Genomic DNA, 17779 nt, shown 5'->3' with positions numbered 1-17779 from the left:
AGCCAGGCCCGCGCCGGCCAGGTGCGACCGGAGCGGGGGCGGGGGTGGCCGGCAGCCGCCGGGCCGGGGCGGCGGCCGGCGGCGCGGGCGATAGCAGCGGATAGGGCGAGACCGGTGACGATGGCACCGACGATGGCGACGATGGCGGCGGTGGCGCGGGCGGGTCAGACGGGACGAGCCCCACGGTGCCACCGACGTCGGGCGGTGACGGCACCGCGGCCGCCGGATCGCGCGGGGCGTGCTGGGCGGGCGCCGGGCGCCGGCCCGACTGACCGCCCTCCGCGGATCCTCTGCGCAGCCGTCTCGCCGATTTCCTCGGCTGGGCTCCCGCCGTCCCCGGCGGCCTGGTCAGGCTGGTGGCGTCCGCACCGCCCATCAGGACGGCCCGCAGCGCGTCGGCGCTCGGGCGTTGGGCCGGGTCCTTACACATCGCACGCGTGACAAGTTCGCGCAGGTCGTCCGGGATGCCGGTGAGGCGTGGCTCGTCGTGGATGATCCGGTAGAGGATCACGTCGGTGGGTCCGTCGCCCCAGGCCGAATGGCCGGTCCCGGCGAAGATGACGACACTGCCCCAGGCGAACACGTCCACGGACGAGGTGACAGGCTCGTCGACTATCTGCTCAGGAGCCATGTAACCGGGCGTGCCGATCGGCTGCGCGCCGACATGGCTGATATTGGTCAGGATGTTCGACGAGCGGGCGAGCCCGAAATCGATCACCTTGGGGCCGACCGGTGACAGCAGCACGTTGGACGGTGTCAGGTCCCGGTGGATGATGCCGGCGTTGTGGATGGCGCTCAGCGCGGTCGCGACGCTCAGCGCGAGGTGCTCAAGGTCGGCGGGCCGCAGCGGGCCGCGGGCGCTGACCATTTTCGACAGGGTCGGTCCCTCGACGTACTCGGTTACCAGGTAGGGCTGGGGGCCGTCGGGGTCAGCATCCAGTACCGCGGCGGTCGCGAAGCGCTTCACCTTGCGGGCGCTTTCCGCCTCGCGCCGGAAGCGGGCGCGGAACTCGGGGTGCTCGGCGAGATCCGGGCGTATTACCTTGATCGCTACCCACTGGCTGTCCTGGCGGGAGGCATCGTGCTGGGCGGGATCCTGGTGGGAGGCGAGGAAGACAGCGCCCATCCCACCCTGCCCGAGGCGGCCGGCGATGCGATAGGGCCCGAGCTGGCGAGGGTCCTCCGGACGAAGCGGGGCCACGACATTGCCCGACACGGGCGGTGGCGTCGTTCCCGGCACGGCCGCACCCCCCGGAAACGCTCCGATTCCTGTTGCTTCGATTGTGCCGCCACGGTACGCCACGCCCATGTTGGGACGTCCGCAGCCTCGTGGAAGCTCAGCCGGGCACGCCGCCATCCGTGAGCCCACTCGGCATGATTATGTTACCGAGAGCGGCCAGCCGCGCGGGAACAGTCCGGTAGTAGGACCACACACCGCGCTTGTCGCGGGTGAGCAGACCGGCGTCGACGAGCACCTTGAGATGGTGGCTGATGGTGGGCTGAGTCAGGCCCAGCGGTTCGGTCAGTTCACACACGCACGCTTCGCCGCCGGCATGGGCGTAGATCAGTGAGAGCAGCCGCAGCCGGGTCGGGTCGCCCATGGCCTTCAGGACGCCGGCAAGCTGGGCGGCCGCCTCGGCGGACAGCGGCTCGCGGGCAAGCGGCGTGCGGCATGCCCAGTCCTCGTTCGCCAGCGCCTCCGGTCCGGAACGGGCATGGGTCGCGGCCATCATTGCAGCATGCCCCGATTATTGACAGCCGTCTATGAGTGCCTGGCAACAGGGGTATCAGGGGCTACCCGGGGAGCATGCGTGCCGGGCGCATCACGACCTCGGTGACGGTGGTGCGGATGGGCAGAGCGAGCACCGCTGTCACCATTTCGGCCACGTCCCGCGGTGCCATGAGTGTGTCCGGCGCCCAGGACGGGCCGCCGGCCTGGACCACTTGGCGCTGCATGGGGGTCGCTGTCCGGCCGGGGAGCATCGTGCACACCCGGACGCCCGCGTCGGCGACCTCCGCGCGCAGGCTGTCGGCGATGGCCCGCAGCGCGTGCTTGGTGGCGGCGTACTGGCTGATGTTCGGGCTGGCGGTGATGCCCTGGGTCGAGTTGACGAAGATGATGTCTCCGCCTGAGCGCCGGCCGGCGTCGAGGAGTTCCGGGAGCAGGAGCTGGGTGAGGGCGTAGGGGGCACGGACGTTCACCGCGTACTGGTGGTCGAGGTCGCTGATGTCCGCTTCCGCCACGGGCGAGCGCTGGTAGGCGCCGGCTGAATGGATCATGATGGACAGACCGTCGGGCAGCTGGCGGACGGCCGCGGCGAGCTCGGCTCGGGCATCGGTGTCGGTGATGTCAGCCGGGTGGAGATGTATCTCGACCTCACGGCGGTCCGCCGCCGCGGCCAACTCGTCCAGAGCCCGTCGGTTCCGGCCGGTCGCGACGACCGACGCCCCCGCGACGGCGAGCCGCACGGCGATGGCGCGCCCGATCCCGCTGGATGCTCCGGTTACCAGCGCCGTGCGACCGACCAGCTCCGGTTGCCGCTTCGCGGTCATGCGCCGACGAGGTGGCCCGGAAGGAGACCCAGGAGGTGGTCTGGAACGAGACAAAGCCCCGCCCGCATGGTGGCGAGAGATCGAGTGTCTTGGTCGGCTACGGGCACAGCCGGCCATGGTACGCCCAATGCGTCATCGTCTCGGGATCAGGCTTTGGTGAACACGAGCCCAACTTCCATGATTCCATTGTCCTCGGTTTTGATCTCACTGAAACTCGGGTTGTTGATATTGTAATCGGCGAACACGACCGGGATCTGCCCGCTGATCAGGATTTGCGCGCCCGACCGCTGTGTGGTGAGCGGGATTGTGACTGACTTGGTGACGCCGTGCAGGGTGAGGTCACCGGTTGCCTGGTAGGTCTTTTTCTCGCCAGCACCGGGCACCGAGCCGAGGTCGATCGGTTTGGTCAGCGTGAAGCTGGCTGTCGGGTACTTCGACGTCTCCATGATCCGTCCACGGAACTGGTTGTCACGTTGTGACTGGTCGCTGGCGACGGTGGTCATGTCCGCGGTAAACCCGGCGGTGGGAACGGTCGTTCCAGAAATGATCATTTGTCCGGTGACGTCTGAGGTCCGGCCGACCGCGGTGGTGCTTTGCCCGAACAGGACTTCTTTGACGCGGTACCCGGCCTGCGAGCCGCTGGTGATTTTCCAGGTGCCATCCACTGATCCGCTGGTGGTTCCGCCGCCCGCGCCGCTCGCCTGCGTGTCAACGGACAGTTCGGCCGGGGGCGTGCTTTCGATGAAATTGATGTAGACAAACGGCCCGCCGACCAGGAGGACGACCGCGATGATCCCACCGATGAGCAGCCCCTTCAGCCAGCGGGGGCGTTTTTTTCCAGGCTGCGTCGGTTGGCCGGTGCCCTGTGTGGTGTCAGCTGCCATGAATGACTCTCCGTATCCGGACAGTAAAAATTGGTCAGAATAATTCCTTTATAGCCGACTTCTTGTGCGCCGACTTAGAGCGCCCGAGGATAGGACTGTCCGGCTCGCGGCTCCCCGCATCCCGCCCGGCCGCGTTGTCGTCGGTCGGCGCCCAGCACCAGGGCGCCTTCCTCCGCCGCCTTGCCGGATCGGGCGCGGATGAGCCGCTCACTGATCGAACGCCCTATCCTCGGGCGCTCTAATGACGTGGAGTAGATGCCGTGGGGGCAACGTCAGGAAAGTCCGAGCCGATGGACAGGTGTGGTCTGTGTCGGCACGGGGCGCAGGCGGGTTGTCCGCCAGCGCGGCCAGAAGGTTCGCGCGGGCTGCTGGCGGGTCAGGCCGGGGGCACGCCCATGGCACGCAGATCGGCCTGCATCTGCTCGATCTCGGCTGCCTGGTTGATGACCATCGCTCGGGCCAGCGCGCGCACGTCGGGCTCCTCGGCGCGGGCCGCGGCCTCCTGCGCCATCGTGATCCCGCCGCGGTGGTGGCGGATCATGAGGGTGAGAAAGAGGGCGTCCAGTTCCCGCCCGGACGCCCCGGCCAGCTGGCTCAGCTCCGTGCTGGTGGCCATGCCAGGCATGCGCACGGCGTCCGTGGCGGCCCCGCCATGTCCGGAGCTGTCATGGTCCAGGTGCACGGACCGCATCCAGCGCATCGGTGGGTCAGTCGAGACCTGTGGCAGGCCCCACTGGGTCAGCCACGCCGACATGATGCCGATCTCCCGCTGCTGGGTGAGCGCGACGTCCGCGGCGACGCCTCGTTGGGTCGCGTCGGCACCGCCGCGGAACTCGACCATCGCCATCTGGACAGCCTGAGCATGATGGGCGGACATGTCGCGGGCGAACCCCGCGTCCACGGAGCCGTCGCCGGGGGGCCGGTCAATGATTCCCCGCAGGCCCGCGCCAGCCGCCAGCAGCGCGACCACCAGGGCGAGCGCCAGCGGCACCCAGCGGGACGCCCGGCGTAACCTCACCGTCCGGTCAGCGTCCCCACCACTGTCACCGTCGCTGTCACCGGGGCCGCTGCCGTCGCTTGTCCTGTCGCCGCTGGCCATGTCGCGTTCAGACCTGCATCCGCGAGTTGAACACGAACGTCCGCTTGCCCACCTGGACCCGGGTACCGGGGACGAGCGGAGCGGGCTCGTGCGGGTTCAGCGGTGTCCACACGGTCGCCTCGGGCGGGGCGATGTAGGTGCCGTTCGCTGAGCCCTGGTCCGCGATGACCGCGTCCCACCCACTGAGCGTGATGATCGCATGGACGCGGGACACCGCGCTCTCGCCGTCCTCGACCATCAGCGGACGCGCGCGGCCCGCTCGCACGGCTTCGTCCCGGTCGGGCTGCCTACCGATCACCAGGTCCTTGTCGACGTCGATGGCCGTGCCGTCGTCGAAGACGATTATCCCGATTGTCGGCCGGGGGCCCCAGACCGGCTTCCCGGTCTGTTGGGCCAGGGACAGTCCGCATTCTGTGCAGTACGGCGCGGCGGGGTGATTGAAGTGGCTGTTGGCGCAGAGGATCCCCTCGACCTGAGCTTCGGACTGGCCGGGCAGCATGGTCGGGGCGTCCTGGTCGTCGAACAGGTCGGCGACGTCGAGACCGCGGCCGGGCAGCTCCGTGAGCGCCTCGCTCTCGGTGTCCTCCATCCGGGCCGCTGAGTCACGTCCGGCGAGTTCGGCCGGTGGTTCGTCATCGGCGGACGTGAGAGCGGCGAAGTCCGCGGCCTGCGTGGGCTGGCCAGCTGCTCGCCAGCGCGCCGCATCGTCGATGTCCTGGCTGTTCAGGGGTGCCAGGGCCGGTGGCGCCGTGGACATCGACGACACCGACTGCGGCCCGGCGCCGGGGGACGCGCCCGCCGCCGGCTCGCCGCCCGCCGCCGGGATCGGTGCCGCCGAGGTCATCGGGTCGAGTGGCCCGCCGATCTCGGCCAGGAACTCCTCCTCAGCGCCTCTGGGTACGACCGCCGCCGGTGAGTCGGAGGCCACCAGCGTCGCCCCGATGCCGGGCACGGCACCGATCCGCAGGTCCAGCGGGAAAGCGTCACCTCTGGGGTCGCTTGTCACGCCATCGGCGCCGACGATGCCGGCTGGTCCGAGTGTGCCCACCGGCCCGATGTCGAGCCGGGCGACCTCGGCGGGCAGCAGGCGGTCCACCCAGGTGGCGGATTCGGCTCCGGACAGCGCGAGCGGGGTCGGTCCGTGGGCGGCCAGTTCCATCGAACCGTGGATCAGCGCGGCCAACCGGTCGCCCACCCCAGCCACCAGGGTGAAGTCGGGCACGGCCTCTGGGTCGGCGTCCGCGAGCAGCCCAGCGACCCGGCGTACCAGCCGGCGGCCGGTACTCGACGCCGGCCCCGAGTCACTGGCGACCTCAGCGCATAGTGCCAGTAGCGTCTTGGCTACTTCGTGTGTTTCGGGACGCCCCATCCGGGCGACGACAAGGACCCCCGGCAGACGGACCACCACCCCGGCATCCGCTCCGCGTCCGGTCACCACCTCGACCCGGAAACGGTCAAGTCCCGCCATCGTCGCGCCCCTCGTCCATCGTCCCTGCATCGTCTTCAGCCCAGCGCTGGTGAGCCGGATGTACCCCACCCATCCTGCCGGTGGATCGGGTCACCCGTCAGCAACATGTCGGCTTCCAGCCGACACGCGGACGCCTGATGGCTCCTATGCCCGTCGGCGACCTCCTGTTATGGAGATCGTTCTAGCCGAGCGCCCGGTCCAGGTGGACGGCGGCGCTGATCAGGGCGAGATGCGTGAACGCCTGCGGGAAGTTCCCCAACGCCTCTCCGGACGGCCCGATCTCCTCGGCGTACAGGCCGACGTGGTTGGCGTAGGTGAGCATCTTCTCGAACACCAGCCGGGCCTCGGTGACCCGGCCCGCGCGGGTGAGGGCCTCGACGTACCAGAAGGAGCACAGGTTGAACGTGCCTTCGTCCCCGTGCAGACCGTCGCTGCCGTCGGTGGCGTAGCGGCGTACCAGGCTGTCGCTGACGAGGTCCTCACCGACGCGGTCGAGAGTTGACAGGAAACGCGGATCGGTGGGCCCGGAGAACTTCACCAGCGGCATGCACAGCAGCGAGGCGTCCAGCCTGGATGATCCGGGATGTTCCATATACGCGCCGCGGACCGGGTCCCAGGCCGCGTTCTGGACAAAACGGTAGGCGCGGCCGGCGTAGTCCTTCCATTCGTTCGTCGGGCCGGGCAGGCCGCGCTGGCGGGATATGCGGCACGCACGTTCAAAGGCCACCCAGGTCATCAAGGCTGAATAGGTGAAGCGCTGCCGGCCGCCGCGGGTCTCCCAGATGCCTTCGTCCGGTTCCTCCCAGTGTTTGGCGAGCCAGTCGAGCTGGCGGGAAAGCGCCTCCCACAGCTGGAAGGAAATGGGCGCGGCGAGCTTGTTGTACAGGTAGACCGAGTCCATGAGCTCGCCGTAGATGTCCAGCTGGAGCTGGCCGGCGGCGCCGTTGCCGATCCGGACCGGCCGCGAGCCACGGTAGCCGTCCAGGTGCTCGAGCACGATTTCATCAAGGTCGGCATTGCCGTCCACGCTGTACAGGACATGCAGGCCGTTATCTGCCTGGGCTTCGTGGCAGCGCTGTTCCAGCCAGTCCATGAAGGCGGCGGCCTCGTCGGTGAACCCGAGCGTCATCAGGGCGTATATGGTGAACGCGGCGTCGCGGATCCAGGTGTAACGATAATCCCAGTTGCGGATACCGCCGAGTTCTTCCGGCAGCGATGTGGTCGGCGCGGCGACCAGCGCACCGGTCGGCCGGTACACCAGCAGTTTGAGAACGAGCGCTGAGCGGTTCACCATTTCCCGCCAGCGGCCGTGATACCGGCTGCGGCGCAGCCAGTTCTGCCAGTAGACCAGGGTGCGGTTGAACAGGTGCTCCGCCTCGCCTGCCACGAGCGGGCGGATGGGGGTGTTCCATTCCAGGACGACATCCGCGCTTTCTCCGGTGTCCAGCGCGAATGTCGAGGTGACGCCCTCTCCGTCGGGCACAAGAGGCACACAGGTGCGTAGTGTGAGGGTACCGACAGGGGAGTCGAACACCGCTCCCTGACCGTCGACGATCGTCACTGTATGTGGTGTGCGTCCGTAGTCGAAGCGCGGGTGGCAGCGCAGCGAGAACGCGGCTCGCCCGCGGACGGCCCGGGCCTGGCGGACGATGACGTGCGGTGCTTCGGTGACGTCGCTGTCGACCGGGACCATGAAGTCGACGACCTCCCCGACGGCCTGCGGCGCGAGGAAACGGGTCATCGCCACGTTGGAGTCCGGCAGGTAGAGCTGCTTGGTGCGGGAGCCGGGACAGTGGATGCGGAATGCTCCGCCGCGTTCGGCGTCGAGCAGGCTGGCGAACACCGAGGGGCTGTCGAAGCGCTCTGGGCAGTACCAGTCGATGGTGCCGTTGGTCGCGATAAGTGCTACCGTGCGCAAATCGCCGATAACCGCGTGTTCCTCGATGGGGGGATAGTCGGTGTCGCGCATGGGTGGCCTCCGGGTGAGCGCCAACGGATCGTTCGTTCCAGCCGCTCCGCGAACGTACGCCCAGCCAGGGGATTGCGGGCATCAACTCCGTGAAGTGTCGGGCGATGCATGGCCGAGCATTCGGCGCCGGAGGCGTTCGGATCTGTGACCACGTGTGTGTCCAGGCCCTATGGCCGGCTGGCGTCGGCAGGCGCCCGTGACAGCCGCCACCCATATCACTCTACGATCACGCTATGCCGGCGCAGAGACCAGCGGCACCCGATGGCCGAGGCGGTCTCGTCATGTTCGCCAGGGGAGATCGGGTATCTCCAGTAGATGATCTTGGTGGTGGGGTCTGGTCGCGCTGCGGAACCGTGCTGGCGGTACACACCGCACCGCGCCGTGGGCCAGGGCCGGGTGACGACAGGGTGCGGGTCGAGACGGTCGGCTGGGTACCGCCAAGCGCGGCCCGCGCGACGGTTCTCTGGGACGACGGCACGGCCGAGGTCATCGCGGAGGATCGGCTTTTCATGATTTATGATCAACGGGAGCCGATCGGCATCCGCGTCGTGACCGTCGCGATGCCGGCGCCCATCGACGTCGTCGAGCACGGTGGGCACGTCGTGCTATTGCTGCGCGAGGGGCTGCTGCCCCCGGACGAGGTCCAGTACCTGCGGGACAAACTGCGCAGAGTTCGTGCGTCACTTGCGCCGGAAAGCTCCGACGGTCGTTCGCCGACGGAAACCCGTCGGCGCGACCTCGAACTGCTCCGGGCGCTTATCGCCCAGTTGACGGGCTAGCCCCACATTTCCGCTTCGCGAAAATGTGGGGGCCCCGAGCGTGTGGGCTGGTCGTTGTTCGTGGGTCGCGCGGTCGCTGTTGGCGGCCGCGCTGTGGTGAAGCATCAGGATGTGGAGTAGGGGCCTGGCCGCACGGCCGGGCCACCGTAGGAGCTGCCGTTGAGGCTCCCCCGGGGGGGCTGCTCGGTCATGGCCTGACTGACCTTGGAGGCGATGGCTTCGGTCAGCCTGATCGCCTGCGTGAGCGACAGGTTGAGCACGATCTCGCTGTCATCGGTCATCGCGAAGCGTACCGACACATCCGCCATGGTGGTTCCTTTCTTCCTGCGTCGGCCGCGAGAGGCCGCGGTTGGTCCTCCACGATCCCTGATCGCGCTACCGCACCGGCAGGTACCCCCCGGCAGGCTTCGTTCCCCTCTGTTGATTTTCATGAATGATTTTACTGAGAATAATATTAATATTACTCACCGTCCAAAACCCGCGGTCCACTCCTGCGGCTCTTTCGCCTTAAGTGTTAGTACTGTCGCTGATGGTATCCATTGTCGATCACATCGGGAGGCTGGGTGACCGAGAATCGGGTGGCGTTGACGGACCGGCCAGGGCGTGTCTGATGGATCTTCAACCGTGCGGAGCGATGCCCAGCGGGCATCCTGCCGCATCGCTGCCCGTGGGCCGCTTCGCGCCGCACGGGGACCCCGGCTCGTCGCTCCGGGCAGAACACCGCTATCCGGGCCTGCTTCCGGGTCTCCTCGGCCGTGCGGGCCACTTGCTGGATCATCGCCCACATCGCCCACATCGACCGCCATCGAGCAGACACTCCTTGGCCGCGGCCGCGATCACCGAACAGGGCCGGACGGGCCTGGTGAGCCCGGCCGGTACCGCCACCGGGCGTAGCACCGTGGAGATTTCCGTGGTGATGCCGTGCCTCAACGAGGTGGCGTCGGTCGGGACGTGCGTGCGTAAGGCCCTTGCGGGTCTTGCCGCGGCTGGTCTCGATGGGGAGGTGATCGTCGTTGACAACGGCTCGACGGACGGGTCGGCCGCGGTCGCGCGCTCGGTCGGCGCGCGTGTCCTGGTGGAGCCGCGCCGTGGCTACGGAAACGCTTATCTCGCCGGATTCGAGGCCGCTCGTGGTCGCTATCTGGTGATGGGCGACGCCGATGACTCATATGACTTTTCTGAAATTTCCCTGCTTGTCGAGCCGCTGCGGGCCGGTCGCGCCGACTATGTTCTCGGCTCCCGGTTCATCGGAAAAATCATGCCTGGCGCGATGCCGTGGTCACATCGTTATCTGGGTAATCCGCTGCTGACCGGGATGCTTAACCGGTTCTTTGGCCTCGCCTCGTCTGATGCCCATTCTGGGATGCGGGCGTTCACTCGTGTCGCGTACGAGCGGATGGGGCCGCGATGCGGCGGGATGGAGCTTGCCTCAGAGCTGATCATTTTGGCTGCCCGCGTCGGCCTGCGGGTCGAAGAAGTGCCGATCACGTACCGACCGCGGGTCGGTACATCCAAACTTCGTATGTTTCGGGATGGTTGGCGGCATGTGCGTTTCATGCTGTTGCTCGCGCCGCGTCACCTGTTTGTCGCCCCAGGGCTGATGCTGCTGGCGCTCGGTATCACCGGGCAGGTCGTGCTCTTGCCCGGAGTCCTCGACGCCGGCTTCCACCGATTCGGCGTCCAGCTCTGCGTGTTGTTCGCGATGGCCGCTGTCCTCGGCTGGCAGGCGGTGCTGCTCGGGATTTTCGCCGACACCTACAACCGCGGGCTGGGCCGGGCCGGGCACCCGCGCGGACTGCTCGCCTGGACGCACCGACGGTTCACCCTCGAGCGCGGTCTGGCAGCTGGTTGTGTGCTGTTTGTCAGCGGGCTGCTGGCGGGCACGGTCGTTTTCGGGCACTGCCTCGCCGCCGATCTTGGCCCGGTCAACGAGCCGCGGCCGGCGCTGCTGGCTATGACGCTGATGGTGCTCGGCGCGCAGAGCGTCTTCGCGTCCTTTTTCCTCCAGCTGCTGATAGCGGGCTGTCCCGGGCCTGACGCGGTGCGCCGGAAATGACCGCGGTGGCGACGGCGGGCCAGCAGTGATCCCCTTTGCCGCTGGTTGTGATCGGCGGCTGCTGGACAATCACCTGGGTGGCGCGGACGCGGTCAATTACCGGCGGTTCGAGCGTGACCTCGTCTCGCCGCACTGCGGCCGGCGTGTTCTGGAGATCGGGTCGGGCCTGGGAGACTTCGCCGCGGGCCTGCGCGGCTATGATCATCTTACTGTTTCGGACACCGATCCACTGTGCCTGCGGACGTTGCGTGACCGTTTCGCCGGCCGCGCGGACGTCGATGTGATCATGCTTGACGTCGCGGCCCTGACCGGGACCGAGCTGCCTGAGGGAGCCGCGCCCGTGCTGCGCCCGGCTGACACATTGATCATGATGAACGTCCTGGAGCACATCGAAGACGATGTGGCCGCGCTGCGAGGGCTGTCTCGTCTGGTGGTCCCCGGCGGTCGCGTTGTGCTGTGGGTGCCGGCGTATCCGGCGCTGTACGGCGAGTTCGACCGCATGGTCGGTCATTTCCGCCGCTACACACCAGCCACGCTGCGGCGGCCGGTGGAGCTGGCCGGCCTTCGCGTGGAGCGGATGCATCCGGTGAACCTGCTGGGCGCCTTCGCCTGGTGGGTGGCTGTCCGGCGAGCGGGCCAGCGCGGCGTGGACCCACGCCTGGTCCGCCTCTACGACCGGGTCGTCGTGCCGACCAGCCGTTTTGTCGAACAGCGGATGCGGGTGCCGTTCGGGCAGTCGGTGCTGTGCGTGGCGACCCGGCCCGTAACGTGATCACCTGCTGAGATGGCCGGCCGTGGCGGTGAGCGACCGATGGGACGGGCATGTCCGGGAGCGGGCCGGCAGCCGGTATGACCGTACGATCACCGCTGCGCACCGTTGTCGACATGCTCACCCCAACGCCGTTCGAGCGGGTGGCAGCGGGCGGTCCCGCCAGGCTGCCTGCCGCCGGAGAGACGGTCCCGGCAGGGCCCGGCCCGATGGTGCGGCGGCATGCCGGCCGGTTGTGGATGCGGCACCGCCTGTTCGTGTTGCTGCTCGGCGCCGGCACCGCGCTGCGCATCGCGGCGTTCGCCGCCTACTGGCCGGCGTTGGAGTTCTATGGCGACTCCTACTCCTACCTGCGTTGTGTCCGCGAGCTCAGCCCGGATTCGGTCCGGCCGTTCGGCTACTCCGCGTTCCTGTTCTTGTTCTCCTGGTCGCCGTCGTTGGCGGTGGTTCCCGCTGTCGCGCATCTGCTCGGTCTCGCGATCGGGTCCGCGCTGTACTACCTGGCGTTGCGGCGTGGCCTGCCCCGGTGGCTGGCGGCGTCGGCTGCCGCGCCCGTGCTCCTGGACGCCTATCAGGTGGACATCGAGCAGATGGTCATGGCGGAGACGGTGTTCGCCGCGCTGCTGACCGCGGCGGTCGTATTGCTGCTGTACCGCCCGCGCCCGACCGTCGCCGTGTCCGCCGCCGCCGGTGTGCTGCTCGCCGCGGCTGCCCTCACCCGTTCGGTGGCGCTGGTGCTGGGAGCGCTCGCCGCCGGCTACCTGATCGCCCGCGGGGCCGGGGCGCGCCGCCTCATCGTGTTTGTCCTGTGCTGGGCGGCACCGTTGCTGGCGTATGCGGCGTGGTTCGCCGCCGTACACGGGAGCTTCGCGCTGCAGAACGTCGACGGGATGTTTCTCTGGGGCCGGGTCGCGCCGTTCGCGGACTGTGCCCGTATCGAGGTGGCGCCGCGGGAGGTCCCGTTGTGCTCACCGCATCCGCCCGAGGAGCGGCCCGGGCCGAACTACTATGACTGGGACGCCGCCAGCCCGCGGTACCACTTCCGGGCGTTCGACGCGGAGAGCAACGCGTTGCTCCGCGATTTCGCCGTCAAGGTGATCGCGGCACAGCCCCACCGGTACGCCGCTCTGGTGGCGCATGATGTCCTGCACTACTTCGTCCTGTCACGCCACGCTGAGCCACCCGACTGGTACCTCGGGAGCTGGCGGTTCCCGACCGGGCGGGTCGATCCGCGCTGGCACATCGACCTGGTGCTGCGGGACTTCAGAGGCGAGGCGGTGCCACGTCGGTACGATCCCTCGCTGGGTGGCCTGCTCCGGGGATACCAGGTGTTCGGGTTCACGCCAGGGCCGCTGCTCGGGGCCTGCGTGCTGGTCGGTGGGCTGGCCTCGATGGTCGCCTCCGGTTATGGCCTTGCCCGGGCACGCCATGACTGCCTGCTGCTGGTCGCGATGGGGCTCGCCCTGCTGGTGGTGCCCTGCGCGACCGCGGTGTTCGACTACCGCTACCTGCTGCCGGCCCTGGTCTGCTTACCGCTGGCGGGCGCGTTCGGGCTGAACCAGCTGCGGATCGTCCGGTTGCAGCTCCGCGGGGTCCGGCGCCGCTCCATCGGATGACGTGCGTGGCGTGAAGCCCGCGGGTGGCGGGCGGGGGATGCATGCACCGCGGCGCGTGGCGGTGGCGCATGGCGGTGGCGGTGGCGGTGGCGGTGGCGGTCAGATCCAGCCTGGGAACCACATGCGGACACGCCATGCCGAGGTCGGGATCACCTGTGCGGTCATGATCGGATAGAAGTAGACGAACAGCAGCACGACAATGATCGTGTAGACGCCGACCGCCAGCGACCCGGCAAGGCGGCGCGTTTCCGAAGCTGTCCGGGAGCCCAACGCGACACCCGCGAGCGCGGTCAGGCCGAGTACAAGGAACGGCAGCAGGGGCAGGGCGTAGAACAGGAACATCGTCCGGCTGGGGAAGGCGAGCCAGGGCAGGAAGGACGTGCCGAAGCCGACCAGTACGAGAGCCGCCCGCCAGTCACGGCGGCTCGCCCACAGCGCGAGGACACCGACCAGAGCGAGCGTGCCGAACCACCAGATCGCCGGGTTGCCGATCGCCAGGATCTCCCGGGAGCAACCGGCCTGGGCCGTGCAGCCGGACTCGGAGACCTTGGGCGCGCTGTAGTAGTAGGCGACCGGGCGCCCCAGCAGCAGCCAGCTCAGTGGCTTGGAGGCATACGGATGCGAGGCATTGAGGTGCTCGTGGAACTGGTAGATCTGCATCTGGTAGTCCCACCAGCTGTGCAGGGCCGCCCACCTGCCGGTACCGAAACGGTGCCGGTTGTACCCTCCGTCGGTGACGAACCAGCCGGTCCACGTCGCGAAGAACGTCACCACCGGAAGGACGAGAAAGCTCACCCCCCAGGTCGGGGTGTCCCGGGCCAGCGCGGCCAGGACCGGCCGGCGCACACCCGCCGTCCGGCGCGCACCCATGTCCCAGGCGATGGCGAGCGCGGCAAACCCGACGATCGTGTAGACCGCGCTCCATTTCACGCCCATGGCTGCGCCCAGAAACAGCCCGCAGGCCAGTCGCCACGGGCGTATGCCGAGCCACGGGCCACGGCCGGACAGGGCCCGGCCGCCGGACCCGCTCCCACCGGTGGCAGCGCTGTCAGCACCGGCAGTATCGGCAGTATCGGCAGCGCTGCCACCGGTCCGGCTACGGCCAGCCTTCGCCAGCCGGGCCGCCAGCCGGGCGCGGCCATCGTCCCGGTCGAGAACCAGACACGCCAGGGCCAGCACAAGACCTGTCAGCAGGAAGATGTCGAGAATCCCGATCCTGCTCTGGACGAACTCCAGCCCGTCGAAGGCGAGCAGGAGCCCGGCGAAGCAGCCGAGCAGAGTCGAGCGGAACATCCGCCTGGCGGTACGGGCGAAGACGACAACCACGAGCGTTCCCGCGACAGCGGAGGCGAAGCGCCAGCCCAGCTCGGGGTTGCCGTGCCGGGCCCCGGCACAGTCGGTGTAGCCGAAGAACCACTCGGACGCGGCCATCAGCCACTTGCCGAGCGGGGGGTGGACGACGAAGCCAGGGCCGTCACAGCCGCTCTTGATGTCGCTCAGCTCGTAGCCGTGGGTCATCAGGCTGTAGGCGTCGTGGGTGTAGTAGACCTCGTCGAAGTAGATACCACGCGGTTGGGTGAGCTGCCAGAACCTCAGGACACCGGCGACCGCGGCAATCGCGAGCGAGGCGAGCCAACCGATCAGCCGGTCGGTCGGCATCGGCGGTGCCAGCCGGTCCGCCAGCGTCGGGCCGCCGGCAGGGGCCAGGGCAGCCCCGGAGGGCCGCGTGCCGCCGCCGTCCAGGGCTGGATATGTCGTTGTCACCGCCACCGCATCAATGTAGGTCGTGCTCCTGGCACACTCGGTGGGTGTCCGGGACTCTGGTGCTCTGCGGTGCGCCGATCGGTGATGTCCGCGATGCCAGCCCGCGGCTTGGCGAGATCCTCGCGGCCGCCGACATCGTCGCCGCGGAGGACACCCGCCGGCTGCGCCGGCTGGCCGCCGCGCTCGGCGTCACCATCTCCGGGCGGGTTGTCTCCTGCTTCGACGCGAACGAGGCGTCCCGCGCGGACTTCCTGCTCGCCCAGCTGAGCGCCGGCGCCACGGTGGCGCTCATCACGGACGCGGGCATGCCTGCCGTCTCGGACCCGGGGTTTCGGGTGGTGGCCGCCGCGGCCGCGGCCGGTGTGCCGGTCACGGTCGTGCCAGGCCCCTCCGCGGTGACCGCCGCGCTCGCTGTCAGCGGGCTGCCCACGGACCGTTGGGTGTTCGAGGGGTTCCTGCCGCGCCGGCGGGGCGAGCGCCGGTCGCGCCTGACCGAGCTTACTGAGGAGCGGCGCACACTGGTCATCCTGGAGGCTCCGCACCGGTTGCCCGTGACATTGGACGATCTTACCGTGGCCTTCGGGGCTGATCGCAGGGGCGTGCTCTGCCGGGAACTGACCAAGACCTGGGAGGAGATCGTCCGGGACGATCTCGCCGGTCTCAGCGAGTGGGCGCGCGGCCGGGAGATCCGGGGGGAGATCACCCTGGTGGTGGCGGGCGCGCCGCAGGTGTCTCCAGCCACTCGGGCAATGGTCGCCGGGACGCCGGCCGCGGCGGCCTTCGCCGCGGCGCTCGCAGCCGAGGTCACAGGTCACGAAACCAGCGGGACAGCCCGCAAGGAGGCCATCGCGGCGGTGGCGGCGGCCCGCGGAGTGCCGCGTCGCGTGGTCTACGACGCTGTGGTCGCGGCTAAGAGCGCCCGGCAATAGGGGACACGGCGTCGCGGGGCCAAGCGGTGCGTTCTGTCCGTGCCTGATCGAGATCAACAGCTGCGTTGGATGGTCAGCGCTTTCGCCGTCGCACCCCACTCGTAAATGATCATATATGGCCAGGTGTACCACGGCGGTGCCGCGGTGGCCAACAGGGTGCGTCCGGCGTAGCAGCGGTTCAGCCGAAGCCGCGCTCTGGTGCCCTGCGGGGTCCCCGCGACGACCAGTACGGACCGCCAGTTGTAACGGGCGGCGAGCTGCGCGGTCATCCGGGCTTCACCCTGGGTGGTCAGCGGGTCCGGCCGGAAGCAGATCACCTGTACGCTGGGCACCGCGACCGGGCAGCGGTCCTGGCCGAACGGGTTTGAGACGGCGAGCATCGGCGCGTACCCGGCCCGGGTGAGCTCGACCGCCCTGGCCAGCCGGCCCGGGCTGCCCGCGTACATCACGATTGCGTCGACCCGTTGCGGCGGGTCCGTGGCCGGCCAGACGAACAGCCGCGCGGTCGCGATGAGGAACACCACCGCGGCCGCGGCAAAGGCGATCAGGCGCCGGGAGCGCCGTTGCCGTACGTCCACCGGTGTCACGCGGCTTCGGGCCACGGCTGGCCGCCGCGGCGGTGCGGGTAGCGCAGCGGGGCCCGCAAGCGGTCGGGAGGCCAGACCGCGGCGGCCACGCCGTCCTGCCACTGCACCAGATGACCATGATGCCCGATCTGCAGTCCGGTGGCGGGGTCGAGGCGGAAGCGGCCCAACACGGTGGACGTGTCGAGCGCACGTGCCGCGGCGAGCACGGAGAAGTCGTCGATCTGGCCGAGCGACCGCACGCAGCGCCCGAGGAGCAGCCCGGCGGTGAACGCCGCCGCCGCTGCCGCCGACGGCGGCTGGCCGTGCATGTGCTGGTAGCGGTTCACGAACTCGGACACGCTCGGGCCGGTGCCGGCCTGGGCGGGTAGTTGTGGCGACCAGGTTCGTGGGCCCAGCAGCCCCTCACGATGATCACCCATGGTGGTCAGGGCGTCATCATGCCCGGCGGTCGAGAACGCGGCGGCCCGCCACGGCCGGCGCAGCAGGATCTCAGCCGCGGCGGCCTCGTCGTCGGGGCCAGCCTGGACGATCAGGACGTCCGCCGGTGGTAGCCGCCGCGCCGCGGCCTGTGCCTGCCCAGGCCGAAAGACGCTGGAGACCACTTCGAAGCCCCGGGCTGCCGCCGCGGCGCGCGTCACGGAGACGACCTCCAGCGACCAGTCGCCGGCAGCCACCATCAACGCGAGCTTACGTGCCCGCCGGTCGGCGGCGCGGACGGCAGCGAGAACCCCGCGCGTCCAGGTGGCCTGTGGGGCGGTCACGTTGATGACGTTGGGGAAGGCCTGGCGGACGAAGCGCGTCGACGGTGCCGCGATGTTGAACACCACGCGGTCGGTTACGGCGAACGCCGCGAGCGCGGCCCGCGGCCCGTGCGGGCCGAAGATCGCAGCAGGATTGGCGGCCACGGCGGACCGGATCGCCGCCGCGGGGTGCGGGTGGGCGTCGTAGGCGGTGACGTGGACCTCGTCCCACGCCGGTGGCACGTGCTCGTCACGCGCCCACAGCGTGGCGGCATGCAGCGCGGCCAGACCGGGCGCGGCCGCCGGGCCGGTCAGAGACGTCACGAGTGCGACGGTGAGCGGTGAGGGCATCAGTATCTGTTTACCAGGCGATGGGCCGGCGGCACCTCGGCCGTACCAGGACGCGGTACAAGGGACGTGGTCACGACACCGCAGCCCGGTTGCGCGCGGTCCGTAGGATCGACCGCGATGGCACACGTGCCGACGGCGCGGTTGTCGTCCAGCACCGGTGGCAGCGGTGGCAGCGGCAGGCGGTACCGGACGCTGGCGGCGCCTTCCGAAGCGCC

17 protein-coding genes are annotated in these 17779 nt (G+C 69.3%); 5 read left to right on the top strand and 12 right to left on the bottom strand.

The window, feature by feature from the left end; all coding sequences use genetic code 11:
- The 7 genes from MJ783_RS14950 to MJ783_RS14920 all read right to left on the bottom strand — a co-directional run.
- Window positions 1-1201, bottom strand: a 1201-nt coding sequence (locus MJ783_RS14950; RefSeq protein WP_239311050.1) for a serine/threonine-protein kinase, incomplete at its 3' end; no start/stop codon positions are given.
- Between the two features lie 136 nt (window positions 1202-1337).
- Complete coding sequence (locus MJ783_RS14945) at window positions 1338-1733, bottom strand: metalloregulator ArsR/SmtB family transcription factor (RefSeq protein ID WP_239311049.1); 396 nt, start codon at window positions 1731-1733, stop codon at window positions 1338-1340.
- A gap of 61 nt (window positions 1734-1794) precedes the next feature.
- Window positions 1795-2553, bottom strand: coding sequence for an SDR family oxidoreductase (locus MJ783_RS14940; protein ID WP_239311048.1), 759 nt, complete (start codon window positions 2551-2553; stop codon window positions 1795-1797).
- 146 nt (window positions 2554-2699) lie between these two features.
- Entirely contained in the window at window positions 2700-3437 is a 738-nt protein-coding gene (locus MJ783_RS14935) for a YceI family protein (protein WP_239311047.1), read from the bottom strand.
- A 376-nt stretch (window positions 3438-3813) separates the two neighbouring features.
- Window positions 3814-4536, bottom strand: coding sequence for a DUF305 domain-containing protein (locus MJ783_RS14930; protein ID WP_239311046.1), 723 nt, complete (start codon window positions 4534-4536; stop codon window positions 3814-3816).
- A gap of 7 nt (window positions 4537-4543) precedes the next feature.
- Entirely contained in the window at window positions 4544-6004 is a 1461-nt protein-coding gene (locus tag MJ783_RS14925; protein ID WP_239311045.1) for an FHA domain-containing protein, read from the bottom strand.
- Between the two features lie 181 nt (window positions 6005-6185).
- On the bottom strand, window positions 6186-7973 hold the full coding sequence (locus MJ783_RS14920; protein ID WP_239311044.1) for a glycoside hydrolase family 15 protein: 1788 nt from the start codon (window positions 7971-7973) through the stop codon (window positions 6186-6188).
- 407 nt (window positions 7974-8380) lie between these two features.
- On the opposite strand from MJ783_RS14920, the gene MJ783_RS14915 reads away from it, so the two are divergent.
- On the top strand, window positions 8381-8752 hold the full coding sequence (locus tag MJ783_RS14915) for a hypothetical protein (RefSeq protein WP_239311043.1): 372 nt from the start codon (window positions 8381-8383) through the stop codon (window positions 8750-8752).
- 104 nt (window positions 8753-8856) lie between these two features.
- Here the strand turns inward: MJ783_RS14915 and MJ783_RS14910 are convergent, their stop codons facing one another.
- A complete protein-coding gene (locus tag MJ783_RS14910) occupies window positions 8857-9060 on the bottom strand; it encodes a hypothetical protein (RefSeq protein WP_131745275.1) in 204 nt (67 codons plus the stop codon).
- Window positions 9061-9266: 206 nt separating this feature from the next.
- Entirely contained in the window at window positions 9267-9530 is a 264-nt protein-coding gene (locus tag MJ783_RS14905; RefSeq protein ID WP_239311042.1) for a hypothetical protein, read from the bottom strand.
- 42 nt (window positions 9531-9572) lie between these two features.
- Here MJ783_RS14905 and MJ783_RS14900 point away from each other — a divergent pair, with 42 nt between their 5' ends.
- From MJ783_RS14900 to MJ783_RS14890, 3 genes are all read left to right on the top strand, one after another.
- Window positions 9573-10808 carry a glycosyltransferase family 2 protein gene (locus tag MJ783_RS14900; RefSeq protein WP_239311041.1) on the top strand — a complete coding sequence of 412 codons (1236 nt, stop codon included), beginning with the start codon at window positions 9573-9575 and terminating at the stop codon, window positions 10806-10808.
- A 25-nt stretch (window positions 10809-10833) separates the two neighbouring features.
- Window positions 10834-11580, top strand: a complete 747-nt coding sequence (locus tag MJ783_RS14895; RefSeq protein WP_239311040.1) for a bifunctional 2-polyprenyl-6-hydroxyphenol methylase/3-demethylubiquinol 3-O-methyltransferase UbiG — start codon at window positions 10834-10836, stop codon at window positions 11578-11580.
- Window positions 11581-11657: 77 nt separating this feature from the next.
- Window positions 11658-13193 (top strand): hypothetical protein, encoded by a 1536-nt coding sequence (locus MJ783_RS14890; protein WP_239311039.1) that lies wholly within the window; start codon window positions 11658-11660, stop codon window positions 13191-13193.
- A gap of 99 nt (window positions 13194-13292) precedes the next feature.
- Here the strand turns inward: MJ783_RS14890 and MJ783_RS14885 are convergent, their stop codons facing one another.
- Complete coding sequence (locus tag MJ783_RS14885) at window positions 13293-14963, bottom strand: dolichyl-phosphate-mannose--protein mannosyltransferase (protein ID WP_370651636.1); 1671 nt, start codon at window positions 14961-14963, stop codon at window positions 13293-13295.
- A 38-nt stretch (window positions 14964-15001) separates the two neighbouring features.
- Between MJ783_RS14885 and rsmI the strand changes: the two genes are divergently transcribed.
- A complete protein-coding gene (gene rsmI / locus MJ783_RS14880; RefSeq protein ID WP_239311038.1) occupies window positions 15002-15886 on the top strand; it encodes a 16S rRNA (cytidine(1402)-2'-O)-methyltransferase in 885 nt (294 codons plus the stop codon).
- 53 nt (window positions 15887-15939) lie between these two features.
- Here rsmI and MJ783_RS14875 read toward each other — a convergent pair whose 3' ends face one another.
- On the bottom strand, window positions 15940-16473 hold the full coding sequence (locus MJ783_RS14875) for a YdcF family protein (protein ID WP_239311037.1): 534 nt from the start codon (window positions 16471-16473) through the stop codon (window positions 15940-15942).
- Window positions 16470-17564 (bottom strand): ABC transporter substrate-binding protein, encoded by a 1095-nt coding sequence (locus MJ783_RS14870; RefSeq protein ID WP_239311036.1) that lies wholly within the window; start codon window positions 17562-17564, stop codon window positions 16470-16472. The genes MJ783_RS14875 and MJ783_RS14870 overlap by 4 nt, the downstream gene beginning before the upstream one ends.
- Window positions 17565-17779: the final 215 nt, after the last annotated feature.

It is taken from the genome of Protofrankia sp. Cj3 (assembly GCF_917627355.1).
Lineage (GTDB): Bacteria > Actinomycetota > Actinomycetes > Frankiales > Frankiaceae > Protofrankia.
Note: the sequence above shows the minus strand (reverse complement) of the source record. Positions and strands in the feature narration are given on the sequence as shown.